The sequence below is a fragment of the Cellulomonas sp. APG4 genome (assembly GCF_009996735.1).
GTDB lineage: Bacteria > Actinomycetota > Actinomycetes > Actinomycetales > Cellulomonadaceae > Actinotalea.
The window spans coordinates 1-18959 of sequence record NZ_JAACYI010000018.1; the positions used below are offsets into that span (position 1 = coordinate 1).

General features: G+C 70.9%; 19 protein-coding genes. 14 read left to right on the top strand and 5 right to left on the bottom strand.

The genetic code is table 11. From position 1 onward, the window contains the following. From GXB85_RS13020 to GXB85_RS13035, 4 genes are all read left to right on the top strand, one after another. On the top strand, nucleotides 1–1291 hold a 1291-nt coding region (locus GXB85_RS13020; protein WP_370524230.1), incomplete at its 5' end, for an FtsX-like permease family protein. Beyond that, a complete protein-coding gene (locus GXB85_RS13025) occupies nucleotides 1288–1518 on the top strand; it encodes a hypothetical protein (RefSeq protein WP_161918094.1) in 231 nt (76 codons plus the stop codon). The genes GXB85_RS13020 and GXB85_RS13025, both read left to right, overlap by 4 nt. Further along, nucleotides 1515–2042 (top strand): GNAT family N-acetyltransferase, encoded by a 528-nt coding sequence (locus GXB85_RS13030; protein WP_370524231.1) that lies wholly within the window; start codon nucleotides 1515–1517, stop codon nucleotides 2040–2042. The genes GXB85_RS13025 and GXB85_RS13030 overlap by 4 nt, the downstream gene beginning before the upstream one ends. A 66-nt stretch (nucleotides 2043–2108) precedes the next feature. Continuing rightward, nucleotides 2109–2951, top strand: coding sequence for an SDR family NAD(P)-dependent oxidoreductase (locus GXB85_RS13035; RefSeq protein ID WP_161918095.1), 843 nt, complete (start codon nucleotides 2109–2111; stop codon nucleotides 2949–2951). A 40-nt stretch (nucleotides 2952–2991) separates the two neighbouring features. Here the strand turns inward: GXB85_RS13035 and GXB85_RS13040 are convergent, their stop codons facing one another. Next, nucleotides 2992–3498, bottom strand: coding sequence for an ATP-binding protein (locus GXB85_RS13040; RefSeq protein ID WP_161918096.1), 507 nt, complete (start codon nucleotides 3496–3498; stop codon nucleotides 2992–2994). An 82-nt stretch (nucleotides 3499–3580) separates the two neighbouring features. Between GXB85_RS13040 and GXB85_RS13045 the strand changes: the two genes are divergently transcribed. Further along, entirely contained in the window at nucleotides 3581–3814 is a 234-nt protein-coding gene (locus GXB85_RS13045) for a YlcI/YnfO family protein (protein ID WP_161918097.1), read from the top strand. A 2-nt stretch (nucleotides 3815–3816) separates the two neighbouring features. Beyond that, nucleotides 3817–4131: a type II toxin-antitoxin system PemK/MazF family toxin gene (locus GXB85_RS13050; RefSeq protein ID WP_161918098.1), complete on the top strand. Its 315-nt coding sequence runs from the start codon at nucleotides 3817–3819 to the stop codon at nucleotides 4129–4131. A 12-nt stretch (nucleotides 4132–4143) separates the two neighbouring features. Here GXB85_RS13050 and GXB85_RS13055 read toward each other — a convergent pair whose 3' ends face one another. Next, a complete protein-coding gene (locus GXB85_RS13055) occupies nucleotides 4144–5232 on the bottom strand; it encodes a glycosyltransferase (protein WP_161918099.1) in 1089 nt (362 codons plus the stop codon). Next, a complete protein-coding gene (locus GXB85_RS13060) occupies nucleotides 5229–7781 on the bottom strand; it encodes a sodium-translocating pyrophosphatase (RefSeq protein WP_161918151.1) in 2553 nt (850 codons plus the stop codon). Before GXB85_RS13060 ends, GXB85_RS13055 begins: the two co-directional genes overlap by 4 nt. A gap of 213 nt (nucleotides 7782–7994) precedes the next feature. Between GXB85_RS13060 and ppdK the strand changes: the two genes are divergently transcribed. After that, the gene (gene ppdK / locus GXB85_RS13065; protein ID WP_161918100.1) at nucleotides 7995–10721 is read left to right on the top strand and encodes a pyruvate, phosphate dikinase; all 2727 of its coding nucleotides are present in this window, start codon (nucleotides 7995–7997) and stop codon (nucleotides 10719–10721) included. Nucleotides 10722–10746: 25 nt separating this feature from the next. Then, the gene (locus tag GXB85_RS13070) at nucleotides 10747–11763 is read left to right on the top strand and encodes a DUF368 domain-containing protein (protein ID WP_370524233.1); all 1017 of its coding nucleotides are present in this window, start codon (nucleotides 10747–10749) and stop codon (nucleotides 11761–11763) included. A gap of 9 nt (nucleotides 11764–11772) precedes the next feature. Here GXB85_RS13070 and GXB85_RS13075 read toward each other — a convergent pair whose 3' ends face one another. After that, entirely contained in the window at nucleotides 11773–12363 is a 591-nt protein-coding gene (locus GXB85_RS13075; RefSeq protein ID WP_370524234.1) for a protein-L-isoaspartate O-methyltransferase, read from the bottom strand. A gap of 95 nt (nucleotides 12364–12458) precedes the next feature. On the opposite strand from GXB85_RS13075, the gene GXB85_RS13080 reads away from it, so the two are divergent. Further along, a complete protein-coding gene (locus tag GXB85_RS13080) occupies nucleotides 12459–12896 on the top strand; it encodes an OsmC family peroxiredoxin (protein WP_161918101.1) in 438 nt (145 codons plus the stop codon). Between the two features lie 77 nt (nucleotides 12897–12973). Here GXB85_RS13080 and GXB85_RS13085 read toward each other — a convergent pair whose 3' ends face one another. After that, nucleotides 12974–14167, bottom strand: coding sequence for a zinc-dependent alcohol dehydrogenase (locus tag GXB85_RS13085; protein ID WP_161918102.1), 1194 nt, complete (start codon nucleotides 14165–14167; stop codon nucleotides 12974–12976). 354 nt (nucleotides 14168–14521) lie between these two features. Between GXB85_RS13085 and GXB85_RS18910 the strand changes: the two genes are divergently transcribed. From GXB85_RS18910 to GXB85_RS13110, 5 genes are all read left to right on the top strand, one after another. Further along, complete coding sequence (locus GXB85_RS18910) at nucleotides 14522–14887, top strand: peptidase inhibitor family I36 protein (RefSeq protein ID WP_370524235.1); 366 nt, start codon at nucleotides 14522–14524, stop codon at nucleotides 14885–14887. 386 nt (nucleotides 14888–15273) lie between these two features. Next, the gene (locus GXB85_RS13095) at nucleotides 15274–15828 is read left to right on the top strand and encodes a hypothetical protein (protein ID WP_161918104.1); all 555 of its coding nucleotides are present in this window, start codon (nucleotides 15274–15276) and stop codon (nucleotides 15826–15828) included. A gap of 44 nt (nucleotides 15829–15872) precedes the next feature. Further along, nucleotides 15873–17039 (top strand): peptidoglycan-binding protein, encoded by a 1167-nt coding sequence (locus GXB85_RS13100; RefSeq protein WP_161918105.1) that lies wholly within the window; start codon nucleotides 15873–15875, stop codon nucleotides 17037–17039. Further along, a complete protein-coding gene (locus GXB85_RS13105) occupies nucleotides 17036–17710 on the top strand; it encodes an ABC transporter ATP-binding protein (protein ID WP_370524236.1) in 675 nt (224 codons plus the stop codon). The genes GXB85_RS13100 and GXB85_RS13105 overlap by 4 nt, the downstream gene beginning before the upstream one ends. After that, nucleotides 17710–18900: an ABC transporter permease gene (locus tag GXB85_RS13110; protein WP_237728254.1), complete on the top strand. Its 1191-nt coding sequence runs from the start codon at nucleotides 17710–17712 to the stop codon at nucleotides 18898–18900. The genes GXB85_RS13105 and GXB85_RS13110 overlap by 1 nt, the downstream gene beginning before the upstream one ends. The last annotated feature ends 59 nt before the right edge of the window (nucleotides 18901–18959 follow it).

An 18959-nucleotide genomic window follows, 5' to 3' on the forward strand; every position in this document is an offset into this window, starting at 1 on the left:
AGACGCCCGGGACGCCGCCCGGCAGCGGGGCCGCACCGCGCCCGCCGTCGCCGCCGTGCTCGCGGCCGTGGCGGGTGCGACGGCCGGGGCCGTCTACCTGGCGACCGACGACGCGCGGCGGGCGGAGGCGTGGACGCAGGCGACCGCGATGGGCTCCGTCCAGGTCGCGCTCGCCGGTGCGGAGCAGGACGGGCCGACCGAGCTCGAGGACAGACTCTCGACGGTGACGACGGCGCTCGAGCGGCGGTTCCCCGCCGACGTCGCGCCGGTGGTCGGCTACCTGCCGCCGTCGGGTGACGTCTTCCTCTCGACATCCGTCGCGCGCACGCCCGAGCAGGCGTGCCCGCTGTGGGAGTCGGACGAAGCCTTCGCGGAGGACGAGGTCGCGCGCCTGCTCGACGACCCGCGCTGCGCGTCCGAGGTCGGCTGGTCCAGCACGGCCGTCTGGTCCGTGGGCGGCGGCATGGCGCCGCTGCTCGACGACGGCACGTTCGTCGCGCTCGCGGGTCTGCCCGGAGCGGAGGAGGCGGCGGCGGCCGTCCGCGGCGGTGCGGCCCTGGTCAACGACCCCCGCGCGGTGTGGCCGGACGGGACGGCACGCGTGACAGTGTCGTCGTACGACCTGACGGGCTTCGGCGAGAGCTACGAGGAGGTGGTCGAGCTCGAGCTCCCCGCGCACGTGGTCGACTGGCCGGACGTGCTCTGGGACGTCGTCCTCCCCGTCGGGGTCGCGGACGAGCTCGCGCCCCTCGGCGGTCGGGTGGGACCCGCCGGCCTGCTCGCGCGGCCTCGCGGTGCCGTGCCGGACGAGGTCGAGCTGCGCGAGTCGCTGCGTGCGGTGGACCCGGACCTGAGCGTCGCGGTCCAGGGCCCTTACCGCGGGGAGCTCGCGGTCACGCTCCTGCTCGTCGTCGCCGCCACCGCGGTGGTCGGTCTCGGCGCCACCTGGATCGTCGTGGGGCTCGCCGCGGCCGAGTCGCGGGCCGACCTCGCGACGCTCGCCGCCGTGGGCGCCTCGCCGCGCACCCGCCGCCGGGTCGCGGGGGCGCAGGCCGGGGTGGTGACCGTGACGGGCACGGCCCTCGGTGTGGTCGCGGGACTGCTGCTGGCCGCCCTGCTGGTGCACATGCGCGCGAGCAGCGGGTACGACGACGGGTTCGGGCCGTGGGAGCTCGACGTGCCGTGGGGCGCCCTCGGCATGATCGGCCTCGGCCTCCCCGCCGCCGCCGTGCTGGTGGCGATGGTCGCGACGCCCTCGCGCCTGCCGCTCGTGCGCAGGATCGCGACGTGACGCCGCGTACAGGCACGGTGGGGCCCGCACCCGGGTCTGCGGCCGTGAGCGCCGACGAGCCCGAGGTCGCGCTCGATGACGTGCTGGGTGAGGGAGCCGGCCAGGGCCACGACAGCCCCACCGAGCGCGAGCTGCGGCGGATGGTCCTCCTGCACCGGCGTGCGGCGCTCGCCGCACGCCGTCGTGCCGGGGTGCCCACGCCGCGGCGTGGCATGCTCGGGCCGTGATCACCCGGATGGCGACGGTCGACGACGCCCCTGCCGTGGCCGACCTGGTGCACCGCGCCTACCGCTCGGACGAGAGCCGCACGGGGTGGACCACGGAGGCCGACCTCGTCGGCGGGCAGCGCGTGGACGCCGCGATGGTGAGCGAGCTCGTGACCTCGCCCACCGGGGTGGTGCTGGTCGCCGAGGACGACGACGGCCTGCTGGCGTGCTGCCACCTCGAGCGCCGTGACGCCGTCGCGTACCTCGGCATGTTCGCGGTGCGGCCTCGGCACCAGGGCCGCGGCACAGGGCGCGCGATGCTCAGCGCCGCCGAGGAGCATGCGGCCCGGGCATGGGGTGCGGCCACGCTCGAGATCTCGGTGATCAACCACCGCCACGAGCTCATCGCCTGGTACGAGCGCTGCGGGTTCGCGCGCACCGGGGTCGAGCACGCGTTCCCCTACGGCGACGAGCGCTACGGACTCCCGCAGCGGGACGACCTGGTGCTCCTCGAGATGGTCAAGCGGCTGGGGCCTGCGGCCTGACGCCGCCCACCCGGCGCGCCCGCCGACCCCGTGCGGCGTGGCGGGCGCTCGGGGCAGGATGGACCCATGAGCGACGCAGCCCATCCCCAGACCCCACGCACCGCCGTCGTCACGGGAGCAGGTCGCGGCATCGGCCGTGGCCTCGCGCTCGGCCTCGCCCGGGCCGGCTACGCGGTCGCGCTGGTCGGCCGCAACCGCGACACCCTCGAGGCCGTCGCCCTCGAGATCTCTGACGGCCCGGCCGAGCACGAGGCCGTGGTGGTGGTGGCCGACGTCTCGGACCCGGACGCCGTCACCGCCGCCGCCCAGCAGATCGAGGGGGCGTTCGGCGCGCAGGGCGGGGTGGGCCTGCTGGTCAACAACGCGGGCGTGATCGAGCAGCAGGAGAAGCCGTTCGCCGAGGACGACGTGGCCGACGTGTGGCGCGTGATCGAGGTCAACGTGCGGGGCCCGCTGCTGCTGACGCATGCGCTGCTGCCCGGCATGCTCGCGCGCGGCGGCGGCCGCATCGTCAACATCAACTCGGGCTCGGCGTTCCGCCGTTCCGAGACGTACACGGGCTACGGGATCAGCAAGGGAGCCCTCGCGCGCTTCACCACGCTGCTCGACTCGCAGTACCGCGACCAGGGCCTGCGGACGTTCGACCTCGCGCCGGGCGTGGTCGTCACGGACATGACGCGCGCCATGCCGCTGCACGAGGAGCGCACCGAGTGGACCCCCATCGAGGCGAGCGTGGACCTGGTGGTGGGCATCGGAGACGGGCAGCTCGACGCGCTCTCAGGGCGGTTCCTTCGCGCAGGCTCGGACGACCTCGCCTCGCTCAGCACCCACGCCTACGACATCCTCGTGGCCGACTCGCGCCGCCTCGCCGTGCTCCCGTGGGGCCACGACGACCCGTTGCAGCCCTGACCCGAGAGCGTCGGGACTCGCGACGCGTGGACGAGCCCGGTCAGACCTGGGCCGACGGTGAGACGACGCGGATCTCGAGGCCCTCGTCGGCCGTCGGCGGTTCGAAGAGCCGGGCCAGGTGCCGCACGCCCTCGGCGGTGAGGGCGTGCGATGTCTCGTCGCCGGCGCAGCGGCGATGCTCCGCCCGACCGAGGGCCGTCTCGAGGGGCACCGCGACGTGGTGCAGCACCGGTCGGTAGCCGGCCGACAGGGCCTCGTCCCGCCACCGCTCGCGCCGATCGCGGCTCCAGAGGTTCCAGTCGAGGACGACGTCCGTGCCCGTGGCAAGCACCTGCAGCGCGACGTCCCAGATCAGTCGCCGGCAGCGCTCGCTCAGCTCGGGGTAGCGAGGGTCCTCGTACGAGAGGCCGTGGAGCCGGAGCATCCACTCGTCGAGGGTGAACCGCACCGCCGGTCCTTCGGCCTCCAGGCGCCGGGCATGGGTCGTCTTGCCTGCACCGTTGAGTCCCGCGAGCAGGTGCACCGTCGTCCCGGCCGGACCAGTCATGGCCGCGATCATGCCTGACCGGAGGTCGCAAGGGACGGCTCTGTGCATCCCGATCCGGGATGCACAGAGCTAGGATGGCGGCATGAGCACGCAGATCGCCGTCAGGCTCCCCGACGAGATGGTCGCCTTCCTCGACCGCACGGTCGCGAGTGGGCTCGCACCCAGCAGAGCCGCCGTCGTCGTCTCGGCCGTGGAGCGGGAGATGCGCCGCCTCCTGGCGGAGCAGGACGCCCGCCTGCTGGAGCAGAAGGGGAGTGCGGACGACCTCGACGAGCTCGTGCGGTGGACCGCGAGCCACGTCGAGATCGAGGACTGAGCGTGCGGGAGATCCGCCTGGTACGTCTCGACAAGACGCGACCTGCGGTGGTGCTGACCCGGGAGGCTGCGCGCGCGGCGATGTCGAAGGTGACGGTCGCCCCGATCACGAGCACCGTGAAGGGGCTGTCCAGCGAGGTGCTGGTCGGCCCGGAGAACGGCCTGGACCACCGCTGCGTGGTCGCGCTCGACAACGTCGTCACGGTGCCGGACGCTGCCCTCGGACGCACCGTCGGGTACCTCACGGCGACGCAGGAGGCCGAGCTCGCACGCGCGGTGGTGCTCGCGTACGACCTCGACGTGCCGCTCCTCGGCTGAGGCGCCCGGAGCTCAGTGGTGGACGGCGGGGCGCACCTCGTCACTGATCGCCACGGGCCCGAACCACTCGGTGACACGCTCGACTATCGCCTGCTCGAACACGTCGTCGTCGTGGCGGGCGCGCAGCCAGGCGCCGAAGTCGCCGTCCGCGCACGCGTCGAGCTCGCGCCTGCACGCGGCGGTGTCCGTCACCGCGCGCAGCAGCATCTCCTCGGCCTCGTGCGCCGAGCGGTACACGAACGGGTAGCCCTCGGGCAGCAGCGCGCGCGCCCACGGCTCGTCGGGGAACACCCCCACGGCGCCCGCGACCATCGCCTCGACGTACTCCAGGCCGTACGACTCCTCCACGGCCGTCGCGAGGAACGCCGTCGTGCGCGCGAGCGCGTGCCAGTAGTCCTCGCGGGACGCGGTGAGCGGGCCCACCCAGCTCCAGTCGCGCCGCGAGAGCCGCATCGCCTGCTCGCTGATCAGGTGCGACTCGTGCAGCCGCGCCTCGACCTTGATCGGTGTGCGGCGTGCGACGCGCTCGACCACCTCGAGGAACAGCGCGGGACGCTTGCGCTCGGACAGGTAGATCGCGGGGTAGAGCACCACAGGCACGGACGGCTCGGAGCGCGGCTGCACGTGCTCGAGCCGGATGCCCAGGTTGACCCACGCGATCTCGGCCTTGCCCGCGAGCGGCGCGATGGTCCACTGGTCGACGATCTCGCGGATCTCCGTCGCGGTACGCGCCGAGTTCGCGAACGTCGGGAAGAGCGCGCAGGACAGCGCGAGGGCCGCGCGTTCGACCTTGTGCGTGTACTGCGAGGTGTTCCACCACACGAAGTTCATGAGCCGGGGCTCGGCGCCGCGTGCGTGCAGCGTCTGCCACACGGTCACCGAGTCGAGCACGTCCATGGTGAGCACCACGGTGTCGTCCGTGTCGACGAACTCGAGCGGGATCATGTCGAACCCGTCGCACTGCCGCGGCCCCGGGCCGATCAGCAGCGCCTCGGGGAACACGCGCAGCAGGCGCCGCACGAGGGTCGCACCGGCGTCGTGGCCCGTGACGTGACCGTCCGCGTCGACCATCGCCTGCGCGTACCGCACCGCGACCTTCATCGTGGGTCACCTGCTCCCGTCTCGATCAGCTCCGTGCCGGCCGGCTGCGCCGTGGCGCGCTCGTCCGCGGGTTCCCCCGGGGCCGCGGCGACCTCGTCGTCGTGCGTGGCCCGGGGGGCTCGGGTGCCGTCGGTGTCGTCGGACGACGGCGGCTCGACCGGCGACTCGTCGTCGGCCAGGGGTGTGCGGATGCGCATGCCGTAGAAGGACCGGTGCACGAAGTAGGCCATCACCAGGAAGAACACGCCCGCGAGCACGAGCACGAGCGTGTGCCGCCCCTGGTCGGTCAGGCTCACCGCGAGCTCGACCGCGAGCAGCCCGAACAGCGTCGTGAACTTGATGACCGGGTTGAGCGCGACCGACGACGTGTCCTTGTACGGGTCGCCCACCGTGTCGCCCACGATCGTCGCGTCGTGCAGTGCGGTGCCCTTGGCGTGCAGGTCGATCTCGACGATCTTCTTCGCGTTGTCCCACGCGCCGCCCGCGTTGGCCATGAAGATCGCCTGGTAGAGGCCGAACAGCGCGATCGAGATCAGGTAGCCGATGAAGAAGTACGGCTCGACGAACGCGAACGCGAGCGTCGCGAAGAACACGCCGAGGAACATGTTCAGCATGCCCTTCTGGGCGTACTGGGTGCAGATCTCGACCACGCGGCGCGAGTCGTCCGCGCTGGCCTTGGTCACGCCGTCGAGGCGGATGGTCGTGCGGATGAACTCGACCGCGCGGTAGGCGCCCGTGGTCACTGCCTGGATCGAGGCGCCGGTGAACCAGAAGATGATCGCGCCGCCGGTGACCAGGCCCAGCAGGAACGGCGGGTGCAGCAGGGAGAGGTTCTCGAGGCCCTCGGTCAGGCCGCCCGTGAGCGCCATGATGATCGAGAAGATCATGGTGGTCGCGCCCACGACGGCGGTGCCGATCAGCACCGGCTTCGCGGTCGCCTTGAACGTGTTCCCGGCGCCGTCGTTCTCCTCGAGCATCTGCTTGGCGGTGTCCCACTGGACGTCGAAGCCGTGGTCGCGCTTGAGCTCGGCGTCGATGTCCTCGATCTCCTCGATCACGGACAGCTCGTAGACGCTCTGCGCGTTGTCCGTCACGGGGCCGTACGAGTCGACCGCGATCGTGACCGGGCCCATGCTCAGGAACCCGAACGCGACCAGGCCGAACGCGAAGACCGCGGGGGCCACCATGAGGGTGTCGAGCCCCTGCTCGCTCACCAGGAACGCGCCGCCCATGAGGCCGACGACGGCGATCCCGAGCCAGAAGGCCGAGAAGTTGCCGGCCACCAGGCCCGAGAGGATGTTGAGCGAGGCGCCGCCTTGCCGCGAGCTCTTGACGACCTCGCGCACGTGCTTGGAGCCGGTCGAGGTGAACGCCTTGACCAGCTCGGGGATGAGGGCGCCCGCGAGCGTGCCAAACGAGATGATCGTGGCGAGCTTCCACCACACGCCCGCCGCGGCGCCGTCGAGCCCGCCCAGCACGGCCCACGTGGTCAGGTAGGTCGCGACGATCGAGACGGCCGACGTCACCCAGACGAGGGTGCTGAGCGGGGTCTCGAAGTTCATCCGCTCGGCCGTGGCGTACCGCGCGCGGGCCCACGCGTCGTTGCCCAGGTAGGACAACGCGGAGGCCATGACCATCACCGAGCGCACCACGAAGATCCACACGAGCAGGCTCGCCTGGACGGCTGGGTCGGCCACGCCCAGCAGGATGAAGGTGACCAGCGCGACGCCGGTCACGCCGTAGGTCTCGAAGCCGTCGGCGCTCGGGCCCACCGAGTCGCCCGCGTTGTCGCCCGTGCAGTCCGCGATCACGCCGGGGTTGCGGGCGTCGTCCTCCTTGATCTTGAACGCGATCTTCATGAGGTCGGAGCCGATGTCCGCGATCTTGGTGAAGATGCCACCCGCGATGCGCAGGGCCGCGGCGCCCAGGGACTCGCCGATCGCGAAGCCGATGAAGCACGCGCCCGCGATGTCCGCCGGGAGGAACAGCAGGATGATCAGCATCATGAACAGCTCGAGGCTGATCAGGACCATGCCGATCGACATGCCCGCCTTCATCGGGATGCGGTGCACCGGGAGCGGGCGGCCGCGCAGGGCCGCGAACGCGGTGCGCGAGTTCGCGAACGTGTTGACCCGGATGCCGAACCAGGCGACCGAGTACGAGCCCGCCATGCCGATGAGGCTGAAGGCGATGACGACGGCGACGCGGCCCCAGGGCAGGCCCACCAGCACGCCGTAGTAGAGGACGATCACGGCCGCGATGAAGCCCCACAGCACCATGAGGAAGCGGCCCTGCTGCACCAGGTACGCCTTGCACGTGGTGTAGATGAGCTCGGACACCTCACGCATCGACGGGTGCACGGGAAGCCGGCGCAGCTGGAGGAACGCGAGCACGCCGAAGCCCAGGCCGAGCACGCAGACGAACAGGCCGATGACCAGCAGGTTCCGCCCCGAGCCACCGCCCAGGATCGTCACCGCGCTCAGGTCCGGCAGCACGAGGTTGACCTCGCCGCCGTGCTCGGTCCGGACGCCGCTCAGGGCGCTCACCATGTGCGTCACGCGCTACCACCTCGTCGTGTCTGCCACCCCACCCTCGACGCTAGGACCGCGCGGCCCCGCCTGACCCGTGACCTTCGGCCCCTGCTCGGGCGCACGACGGCGCTGCGGGTCCTTGGTCCCCTGGATCGGGGGGCGGGGCGGGAGCACCCTGGGACGTAGTCGGCGTCCGCAACGGGGCGGGCGTCCTGCGCAGAGAGGCGCATCGTGGCCACGTACGTCTACGACTTCAGCGAAGGCAACAAGGACCTCAAGGACCTCCTCGGCGGCAAGGGGGCCAACCTCGCCGAGATGACGCGGATCGGTCTGCCGGTCCCGCCCGGGTTCACGATCACCACCGAGGCGTGCCGCGCCTACATGGCGAGCGGCCACCTCCCACCCGAGCTGCGCGTCGAGGTGACCATGGCCCTGCGCAGGCTCGAGGACTCCCTGGGCCGCGGGCTCGGTGACTTCCACGACCCGCTGCTGGTCTCGGTGCGCTCGGGCGCCAAGTTCTCGATGCCCGGGATGATGGACACCGTCCTCAACATCGGCCTCAACGACGCGTCGGTGCAGGGCCTCACGAAGTTCTCGGGTGACGAGCGGTTCGCGTGGGACTCCTACCGCCGGCTCATCCAGATGTTCGGCAAGACCGTCCTGGACATCGACGGCGACCTGTTCAGCCACGCGCTCGACGACATGAAGAAGGCGCGCGGCGTCGCGGCGGACACCGAGCTCAGCGCGGGCGACCTGCACGAGCTGGTGGACCAGTTCAAGGAGATCGTGCGCGAGCAGTCGGGCCGCGAGTTCCCGCAGCACCCGCGTGAGCAGCTCGACCTCGCCATCACCGCCGTCTTCAACTCGTGGAACACCGACCGCGCGCGCCTGTACCGGCGGCGCGAGCGCATCCCGCACGACCTGGGCACGGCCGTCAACGTGGTGTCGATGGTCTTCGGCAACCTCGGGGCGGACTCGGGCACGGGCGTGTGCTTCACGCGGGACCCCGCCACGGGCAAGTCCGGCGTGTACGGCGACTACCTGCCCAACGCGCAGGGCGAGGACGTCGTCGCGGGCATCCGCAACACCCTGAGCCTCGCGGACCTCGAGCGCCTCGACCCGACGTCGTACGCCGAGCTGCGCGCCGCGATGCGCACCCTCGAGACGCACTACCGCGACCTGTGCGACATCGAGTTCACGATCGAGCGCGGCAAGCTCTGGATGCTGCAGACCCGCGTGGGCAAGCGGACCGCGGGTGCGGCCTTCCGTATCGCGACCCAGCTGGTCGACGAGCACCTCATCACGATGGACGAGGCGCTCCAGCGCGTCTCGGGCGCCCAGCTGAGCAACCTCATGTTCCCGCAGTTCGACTCCGAGGCCGAGCGCGACCTGCTCGCCACGGGCATGGCCGCCTCGCCGGGAGCCGCCGTCGGGCAGGCCGTCTTCGACTCGGCCACGGCCCAGGAGTGGGCGGCCCAGGGCAAGGACGTCATCCTCGTGCGCCGCGAGACCAACCCGGACGACCTGGGCGGCATGATCGCCGCGGTCGGCGTGCTGACGTCGCGCGGCGGCAAGACCTCGCACGCGGCCGTCGTCGCGCGCGGCATGGGCACCACCTGCGTGGTGGGCGCCGAGAAGCTCGACGTGGACGTGGTGGCCCGCCGCATCAGGGTGGGCAAGCGCGTGGTGGCCGAGGGCGACACGATCGCGATCGACGGCTCGACCGGCGAGATCTTCGTGGGCGCGGTGCCGGTGGTCCCGTCGCCCGTCGTCCAGTACCTCGAGGAGGGGCTCGACGTCGCGCTCGGGGCACTGCACGGGGACGACGCCGACCAGACGGCCGAGCTGGTGCGGGCCGTGGACCGGATCCTCACCCACGCCGACGTCGTGCGTCGCCTGCGCGTGCACGCCAACGCCGACACGGCCGACGACGCCCACCGTGCACGGCTGTGGGGTGCCCAGGGCATCGGTCTGTGCCGCACCGAGCACATGTTCCTCGGCGAGCGGCGCGTGCTCATCGAGCGGCTGATCCTCGCGACCACCGACGACGAGCGGACGGCGGCGCTCGACGCGCTGCTCCCGCTCCAGCGTGCGGACTTCGTCGACCTGCTCGAGCAGATGGACGGGCTCCCGACGACGATCCGGCTGATCGACCCGCCGCTGCACGAGTTCCTGCCCGACCTCACCGCGCTCTCGGTCAAGGTCGCGCTCGCCGACGAGCGCGGCGAGACGGGCGAGGACGTCGAGCGTGACCGGCTGCTGCTGGCCGCGGTGCAGCGCATGCACGAGGCCAACCCGATGCTGGGCCTGCGCGGCGTGCGCCTGGGGATCGTGATCCCGGGGCTGTTCGCCCTGCAGATCCGGGCCGTGGCCGAGGCCGCGGCGCAGCGTCTGGCCGACGGCGGCCGTCCGCACGCCGAGATCATGGTGCCGCTCGCGGCATCCGTGATGGAGCTGCACCTGGTGCGCGACGAGGCCGAGCAGATCATCGCCGACGTCGCACGCGAGCAGGGGGTCGAGCTGCACATCCCGATCGGCGCGATGATCGAGCTCCCGCGCGCGGCGCTCACGGCCGACCGCATGGCCGGCGCCGCCGAGTTCTTCTCGTTCGGCACCAACGACCTGACGCAGACCACGTGGGGCTTCTCGCGTGACGACGTCGAGGGCGCGTTCTTCGCCGAGTACACCGAGAAGGGCGTGATCAGCGTGTCGCCGTTCGAGACGATCGACCGGCGCGGCGTGGGTCGCCTCGTGCGGATCGCCGTCGAGGAGGGGCGCGCCGCGCGGCCCGAGCTCACGCTCGGCGTCTGCGGTGAGCACGGCGGCGACCCGGAGTCGGTGCACTTCTTCCACGAGGTGGGTCTCGACTACGTCTCCTGCTCGCCGTTCCGCGTGCCCGTGGCCCGGCTCGAGGCCGGCCGCGCCGCCGTCTCGACGGGAGGCAGCGACACCCGCTGACGGGGTCGACGGCTACGCTCGGCGGGTGTCTGCTGCGACCCCCGCCGAGCGTCCGTCGTCCACCGAGCCCGACGGCGTGATCGCGCCCCACCACGAGCGTCCCGAGGGCTGGCTCACGAGGCTCGGCCTGCTGCTGCGTGGCGCGCTCATCGGCCTCGCCGAGATCGTGCCCGGCGTGAGCGGTGGGACGATCGCGCTCATCGTCGGGGTCTACGAGACCCTCATCCGTTCGGCCGGGCACCTGGTACGTGCCGGCGTGCACGGGGTGCGCGCGCTGCTCGGGCGTGAGGGGGCGCGGCACGAGGCCACGCACCACGCACGCCAGGTGCGCTGGGGTGCGGTGCTGCCGATCGGGATCGGCATGCTCGCGGCCGTCGTCGCGGGGGCCGCCGTCCTCGAGCCGGTGCTCGAGGAGCACCCCGTCGAGTCACGGGCCGTGTTCGCGGGGCTCATCCTCGCCTCGCTCGTGGTGCCGGCGCGCATGGTCGGTGGGCGCTGGCGCGCGCCGGAGATCGTCGTGGGGCTGCTGGCAGCTGCGGCCGCGTTCGTCCTCACGGGCCTGCCGCCCGCGGCTGAGCGCGACCCGAGCCTGCCGCTCGTCGCGCTCGCGGCGGCCTTCGCGGTGTGCGCGCTCGTGCTGCCGGGCGTCTCGGGCTCGTTCCTGCTGCTCACCGTCGGCCTGTACGAGGCGACGCTGGGTGCGGTCAACGACCGCGACCTCGTCTACCTGGGCGTGTTCGTGCTCGGTGCGATCCTCGGCCTGGGCCTGTTCGTCGCCGGGCTCCAGTGGCTGCTCGAGCACCGGCACCGCATCACGCTCGTCGTCATGACCGGACTCATGGCCGGCTCGCTGCGCGCGCTGTGGCCGTGGCAGGACGACGACCGCACGTTGCTCGCGCCGAGCGGGGACGTGGGCCTGGTGCTGCTGCTCGTCGCCGCCGGCGCCGCCGTGGTCGTCGCGCTGCTCGTGGTCGAGGCGCGGCACGAGCGCCGCCACGCGACCACGGCCGAGCACGTCGCGGACGTCCTCGACCCCGACTGACCGAGGGGCTCACCGCAGCGGTACGAACCGGTAGCCGCCGTGCTCGGTGACCAGCACCGCGCCGTCCTCGCGACGTACCAGGCGCATCTCCCCGCGCACCGGGATCACCATGCGCCCGCCCGGCGCCAGCTGCTCGACCAGCTCGACGGGCAGCTCGCGGGCCTCGGCCGAGACGAGTACACGGTCCCACGGGGCGCCGTCGGGGTCGCCCAGCACGTCCGGCCGCGCCGCCTCGAGCCGAGCCGCACCTCGACCGGACGGGTCCACGGCGGCGACGTTCGCGGCGCCCCAGCGCGCGAGGTCGGGCTCGAGCTCGAGGCCCAGCACCTCGCCATCGGGCCCCACGAGGTGCGCGAGCAGCGCCGTCGTCCAGCCCGAGCCGGCCCCGACGTCGAGCACGCGCGCCCCCGGGACCACCTCGAGCAGCTCGAGCATCGCGCGCGCCGTCGACGGCTGGGAGCTCGTCTGCCCGTGACCGATCGGCAGTGGCCTGTCCTCGTGTGCGCGGCGTCGCTCGCCCCGCGGCAGGAACCCGGCCCGCGGCGTCGTCGCGAACGCCCGCGCGACCCGCGCCCGCACGCCGTCGTCGGGCACCGTCACAGCCGCCCCCTACGGATGCCCGGATGCCGCGTCCGGTCTAGCGTCGGGAGGGCCGCATCGCGGCACCACGTACCCGCCCGACACCTGGAGGACGCATGGCCACGCGCACCGCACGGACCGCCTGGAACGGCACGCTCGCCGACGGAGGGGGCCAGGTCGAGCTCACGAGCTCGGGCGTCGGCACCTACGACGTCTCGTTCCCCAAGCGTGCCGCCGAGGACGCCGACGGCACCACGAGCCCCGAGGAGCTCGTCGCCGCCGCGCACTCGTCGTGCTACGCGATGCAGCTCTCGGCGCTCATCGGTGAGGCGGGCGGCACCCCGCACAGCCTCGAGGTGACCGCCGACGTCGAGCTGGGGCCGGACCCGGACGGCGGCTTCCACCTCACCGGCATCCGCCTGACCGTGCGCGGTGAGGTCGAGGGCCTCGACGAGCAGGGCTTCCTGGCCGCCGCCGAGGACGCCAAGAAGACCTGCCCCATCAGCAAGGCGCTCACGGGCGTGCAGATCACGCTCGAGGCCTCGCTCGCCTGACCGCTCGGTCCCGGCGCCGGCCCGCAACGGGTCGGCGCCGGGACCGGTGAGGTCTCGCGCGGGGACGTGCCGAGGGCTCAGGCCCAGGGGTCGAGCACGACCTTGATGCATCCGTCCTGCTTCTTCTGGAACGTCTCGTAGTACGCCGGCGCCTCCTCGAGCGAGGCCCGGTGCGTGCGCAGGTCGAGCACGCCCAGCGGGTCGTCCTCGCGCTGCGCGATCGGCAGCAGCTCCGGCAGCCAGTGCTGCACGTTCGCCTGGCCCATGCGCACCGTCAGCTGCTTGTCGAACAGCTCCATCATCGGCATCGGGTCCGCCGCGCCGCCGTAGACGCCCGAGAGCGACAGCGTGCCGCCGCGCGCGACCACCGAGATCGCGGTGTGCAGCGCCGCGAGCCGGTCGATCCCGGCCTTGTCCATCATCGCGCGCCCCACGACGTCGGGGAGCATCGCCGTGACCTTGTGCGTCGCCTCGGCCACGGGCGAGCCGTGCGCCTCCATGCCGACGGCGTCGATCACGGACTCGGGCCCGCGACCGTCCGTGAGCGCGCGGATCGCCTCGGGAAGGTCGTCGTGCTCACGCAGGTCGAGCACCTCGATCCCGTGGCGGCGCGCCATCTCGAGTCGCTCGGGCACCAGGTCCACACCGATCACACGACCGGCTCCGCGGTACGCCGCGACGCGCGCGGCCATCTGGCCGATGGGACCCAGACCGAGCACCGCGACGGTGCCGCCCTTCGGGACGTTCGCGTACTCGACCGCCTGCCACGCCGTCGGGAGCACGTCGGTGAGGTACAGGTAGCGCTCGTCGGGGGCACCGTCGTCGGGCACCACGAGCGGGCCGAAGTCCGCGTGCGGCACCCGCAGGTACTGCGCCTGGCCGCCCGGCACCTGGCCGTAGAGCTTGGTGTAGCCGAACAGCGACGCGCCCTTGTGGTGCTCGCGCACCTGCGTGGTCTCGCACTGCGTGACCAGCCCGCGCGCGCAGTTGTGGCAGTGGCCGCACGCGATGACGAACGGCACGATCACGCGGTCGCCGACCTTGAGGTCGGCGACCCCGGCGCCCACGGCCTCGACCACGCCCATGGCCTCGTGGCCCAGCACGTCTCCGGCGTCGATGAACATGCCCAGGGTCGAGTAGAGGTGCAGGTCGGAGCCGCAGATCGCGGTCGACGTCACCCGGATCACCGCGTCGGTGTCCTCGCGCACCGTCGGGTCGGGGACGGTCTCGACCGAGACCTCTTCGGTGCCCTGCCAGGTCAGTGCGCGCATGTGGTGCCTCCGTCGACGTTCGCAGTCGCGGGCGTTCGATCCGCCCTCGCCCACTCTCCCCCGCCCACGCAGGTCCCGCACATGGACGACCGTCGACGCGAGCTGGCCGTTCCCACACCATGGTCACCCAAGCGTCGAACTCGGTTGGAGGGCCTCCCGCTCCCGGCTCGTTGGGGGGCGCGCCCTGACACAGCAACGCTGGGATCGCTCCGAAGGCCGCCTGAGCCTTGTGACGGGTAGTCACAGGCTGCTATTTTGAGTTCCGGCAGGGCGGGGGCCCCGCCGGAACTCTGACAGGGGGCGATTGGATTGAAGGGTTGGCGACGGGGGGCAATCCTCGCAACGGCCACCGCGATGTTGCTGGTGGGCACAGTCTCCGGAGCAGCGAACGCGGCCTTGAGTCAGTGCTCGAGCGGCAATTTGTGCCTTTGGCTGAGCAACGACTACAGCGGAGGCTTCGACCAGTCCACTGGGTACATCATCCTTGGGGCGGTATACAACAATCAGACGGACTCGGTTGCGTCGTATGGAAACGTCAACTGTGCACAGTTTTTCGATCGACAAGATCTTACCGGTGAGAACATCTACTTCAGTCGTCCTGGAAGAGGCGGCACGTACCGAGATCCCAATCTTGGAAACGGCGGTGGATACGGTTCCACAGCTCACCTCCCCTGGAATCACAAGATTGGTTCGGCGAATTGGCGCACGTGTCCCTTCTAGCGTGGAAAGCGGCCCTCACGGCTGAGACGCCAAGGCGCCCGGGCCGGGCACTGGTAGGTCCTGTTGAGAATCGTCGCCGACCCTCGGTTGGAGGGCGCGCTCGACTGATGCGGGTGCCCGTGCTCCGAGTCATGATGTTGGCACCCATTCTCGCAGTTCTGTCAACTGGATGCTCAGATCCGGCCGATCATCCTCGGGAGGTCGATCCGGTTCACGCGACACCGGAGATCCACGCGGATACCGGGGCGATTGTCCTGCCGGCGGATCGATATGCGCTATCGGCCGAAGAGGTCAACATTCTTGGTAGCGCCCGCGGGTTGGCGTTGTCGCGATGTGCGGCAGCCAAGGGGCTTGACCTCGGTTGGCAGCGGGTGCACTTTGAACCCGTGAGCGACCGACGCTATGGCGTGTGGTTTGAGCCAGAGGCCGAGCGGTATGGGTACGGGCTGCCGGTAGCGGAGCCCCCGAGCGAAGCGACACCGGCGCTCTCCGACGCGCAGCTAGCTGAGATCGAAGAGTGTGCCACGGAGGACGAGGTCGTGAGGGCCTTTAACTTCGAGGGAATCCGGCCCGGGTTCGACTATGCGGAAGCTATGACGGGACGCTTGAGCGACGATGCGTTCGCCACGAGCGAAGGCCGGCAGGTCTTTGCGGAATGGGAAGAGTGCCTTGCCGAACACGGCCTCCAGCGCAACCCGTCTGTCAGCCCGACCAACATCAGGGGAACAAGCCTCGAACCTTCAGAGCAGAATATCCGCGTCGCTCTACTGGACGTGTCCTGCAAGGCCGAGGTGGACTTCGTCGCTCGTCTAGCCGCTATCGAGGCCGAGCTTCAAGCGCCGGTTATTGCTGAGCACCTTAGGGAACTCGAGGAGTGGCGCCAGGAGTATGACACGGCCCTGGACGCGGCGCGCACCTATCTCCGCGAGAACGCCGAGTGAGCGTTCGGCGATCGACGGTCCGCCCTTGGTTGTGGTGGGGCGGGATGGGGCTCACCCTTCTCGTTGTCGGGTACTTTGTCGGACAGTCTGTCACGTCGCCGTGGGCGCTTGCAGAGAAGAACGCGGAGAAGCCGGTGTTTGCCACCGCAACTGTGGTGACCGATACGCTGACCCCGCCGTTGCCCGTCGCCGTCGGTAGTCTCTCTCTGGGTGCCGAATTCGACGTTCAATGGCCCGATGGGGCAGGGCGCGCCGTTGTCACGGCGACTGGCGCGGAGATCGGAGAGTCTACCCGCTCCGGAGAGGTTCTCATCGAGGTTTCGGGTCGCCCGATGATCGCCCTGGCTCTCCCATTTATGCTCTATCGCGACCTGCGACGTGGCGACAGCGGGCCAGACGTCCGAGCACTGCAGGGTGCTCTGGCAGAGCTCGGGCTATACCGCGGCAGGCTGGACGGCGACATGGGTCCACAAACTACGGAGGCGGTTCGGGCGCTTTACGTGCAAGCTGGCGCGTCGGCCCCGGTCACGGTTGCTCAGCCGCCCCCGAGCTCCGGAGAGCCTGACTCGGAGGCTGCGCAAGAGGTGACCGCCGAGCCGTCGTCCGGTGACGACGATCGTGTTGAGGTCGATCCTTGGCTCCCGGCCGAGGAGATCGTAGCGATTCCGAGTGGCTCCGCGACGGTCGTCGCCGGGAGCCCAGTCGGGGCGGTTCGGACGGACGCTGCGGCGCCGCTCATGACGCTCCGCACGACAGCACCTCACGTCACCTTCCGAGCGAGTGTGGCTGATGCGTCCGCCTTCGATGTCGCGTCCGACGTTGCGGTGACGAGCCTGGGTACCTCCCTTGTCGTTGCTGGGACAGTGACAGCAGTCAGCGACTTCCTTCCGGCGGGCGACGAGGACACGCCCCCGGGCTATGACGTGGTTGCGGGCCTCAGTGAAGTCCCCACCTGGGCTGATGGGAGCCGGGTGACCGTCACGCCTGGCGACCCGCCCCCGCCGCAACTCGGGCTCGTCGTTCCTCTCATCGCAGTGCGGGAAGATGACCGCGGCACTTACGTCCTGCGGTTGCCTCGGTCTGACGTCGAGCCAGGATCAGCCGAGTTCGAGCGAATCTCAGTCGAGGTCGCGTTGGCGCACGGTGGTCGGACTCTGATCACGGGAGCGCTCAGGGACGGCGACCAGGTCGTCGTGGCAGAAGCGCAGTGACCACCACGATCCGAGCGCGCGGCCTGTCCCGTACGTTCGAAGGGCGACCGCCCGTCCAGGCCCTCGCCCACGCGTCGCTGGATGTCGCAGCTGGTGAACGTCTCGTTGTCCTTGGCCCTTCAGGGTCGGGCAAGTCGACCCTCCTGAACCTTCTTGGCCTGCTGGACGCGCCTTCTTCTGGCTCGTACGCGATCCTCGGTGCGGAGTCCACCCGCATGCGCCAGCCCGACATCGACCGATTGCGGCGCGACGCCTTGGGATTCGTGTTCCAGGCGTATCACGTTCTGGGTAACCGCACGGCCGCCGAGAATGTGGCGCTGAAGCTGAGGATCGCGAGGGTGCCCAGGGACGAACGTGACGCGAAGGTCGCCCGGGCTTTGGGGCTGGTCGGGCTCTCACACCTCACTCACGCCCTGGGTAGCACTCTTTCCGGTGGGGAGAAGCAACGGTTGGCCATTGCGCGGGCGGTGGTCAACGAGCCGCAGATCGTCCTCGCCGACGAACCCACGGGCAACCTTGACGACGCGAATGCGGATACGGTGCTCGGGCTGCTCGCGAGCCTGGCTCATACGGGTGTGACGGTGATTGTCATCACCCACGACTCGCGCACAGCAGCATGGGCCGATCGCGTGCTCCGTCTGGAGGCCGGTGTGCTGGACGAACCGACGTGATGTTGGGGAGCGTCCGCGACGACCTTGGCGACGTCCTCCTCGAGATCGACTCCCGCCGCGCCCGAGCCTTGCTGCTGGTCGCGGCTGTCAGCCTGAGTGTCGGCTCTCTCGTCGCAAGCGTAGGCGTCAGCACGACGGCCGCGGCGCAGATCGGAGCGGACATCGCTGCAGGAATGCTCAACGAGGTCACACTCACGCGCACACCCGGCGGTACGTTCGAGACTCCGCAAGGCGAGCTGTTCGACCCGGGTGCGGAGGCCAGGGCGGCAGCGCTGCCGATGGTCACCGCCGCGGGCCTCCGGATCGATGTCGAGCATGTAGTTGCGTCCCCGCGCCGTTTCCTCGGTGATGATCCGGTCACAGGCGTGCAGGTCTTCGGTGCGACATCCGGCTACCTGCACGCGGTGAGCCTCTCCGCCCCCACGGCGGGATGGATGTTCGACCGAGGAAGCAGCGCCGACGTCGCTCTGGTGGGAGCGTCCGCCGCGCGGGCCCTTGGGATAGGGGGCTCACCCGCTCGTGGCGACTACCAGATCCGTGTCGCCGGGCGGGTGCTGACGGTCGTGGGCACCCTCGACGCGAAGGGTGACCGAAGACTCGATTCGACCATCATGGTCCCTTACGACGCTGCCGTGACGTGGTTGGGGGGAGACGAGGCTGCACGACTTGTCGTGCGCACCGAGGTGGGCGCCGGTTCGTCTGTCGCCGCCGTTCTACGGGAGGCGGTCGTCCCCTCCGCCCCTGCCACGGTCACCGCGTCCCGAGTCGTTGACCCGCTCGAGTTGCGCCGCGGCGTCCAGGAGCAGTTGAGTCGTCTGGTCGGTGCCGTCGGAGCGCTCTTGCTCTTTGTGACTGCCCTGCTCATCGCGAACTCCATGATCGTGTCCGTTGTCGCGCGCACGGCTGAGATCGGGCTCAGACGAGCGTTGGGAGCATCCCGTGCCGATGTCGTCCGAACATTCCTCTACGAAGGGGCCCTGGTGGGTGCACTCGGGGGCCTCGGGGGAGCTGCAATCGGAACGTGGGCCGTGGTGGCCGTGGCCCACATGAACTCATGGACGGCTGTCCTCGACTCGCGAATACCAGTTGCGGCCGTCGCCATAGGGGTCGTTGTCGGACTGATGTCGGCGGGATATCCCGCCGCGCGTGCCGCGTCGATCCGACCTGCGGTTGCCGTTCGCGTGGAGTAGTCGGCCCCAGTCTGCTGATTCACTGTTGAGACATCACGACGTGTCATCAAGTCCTGCAG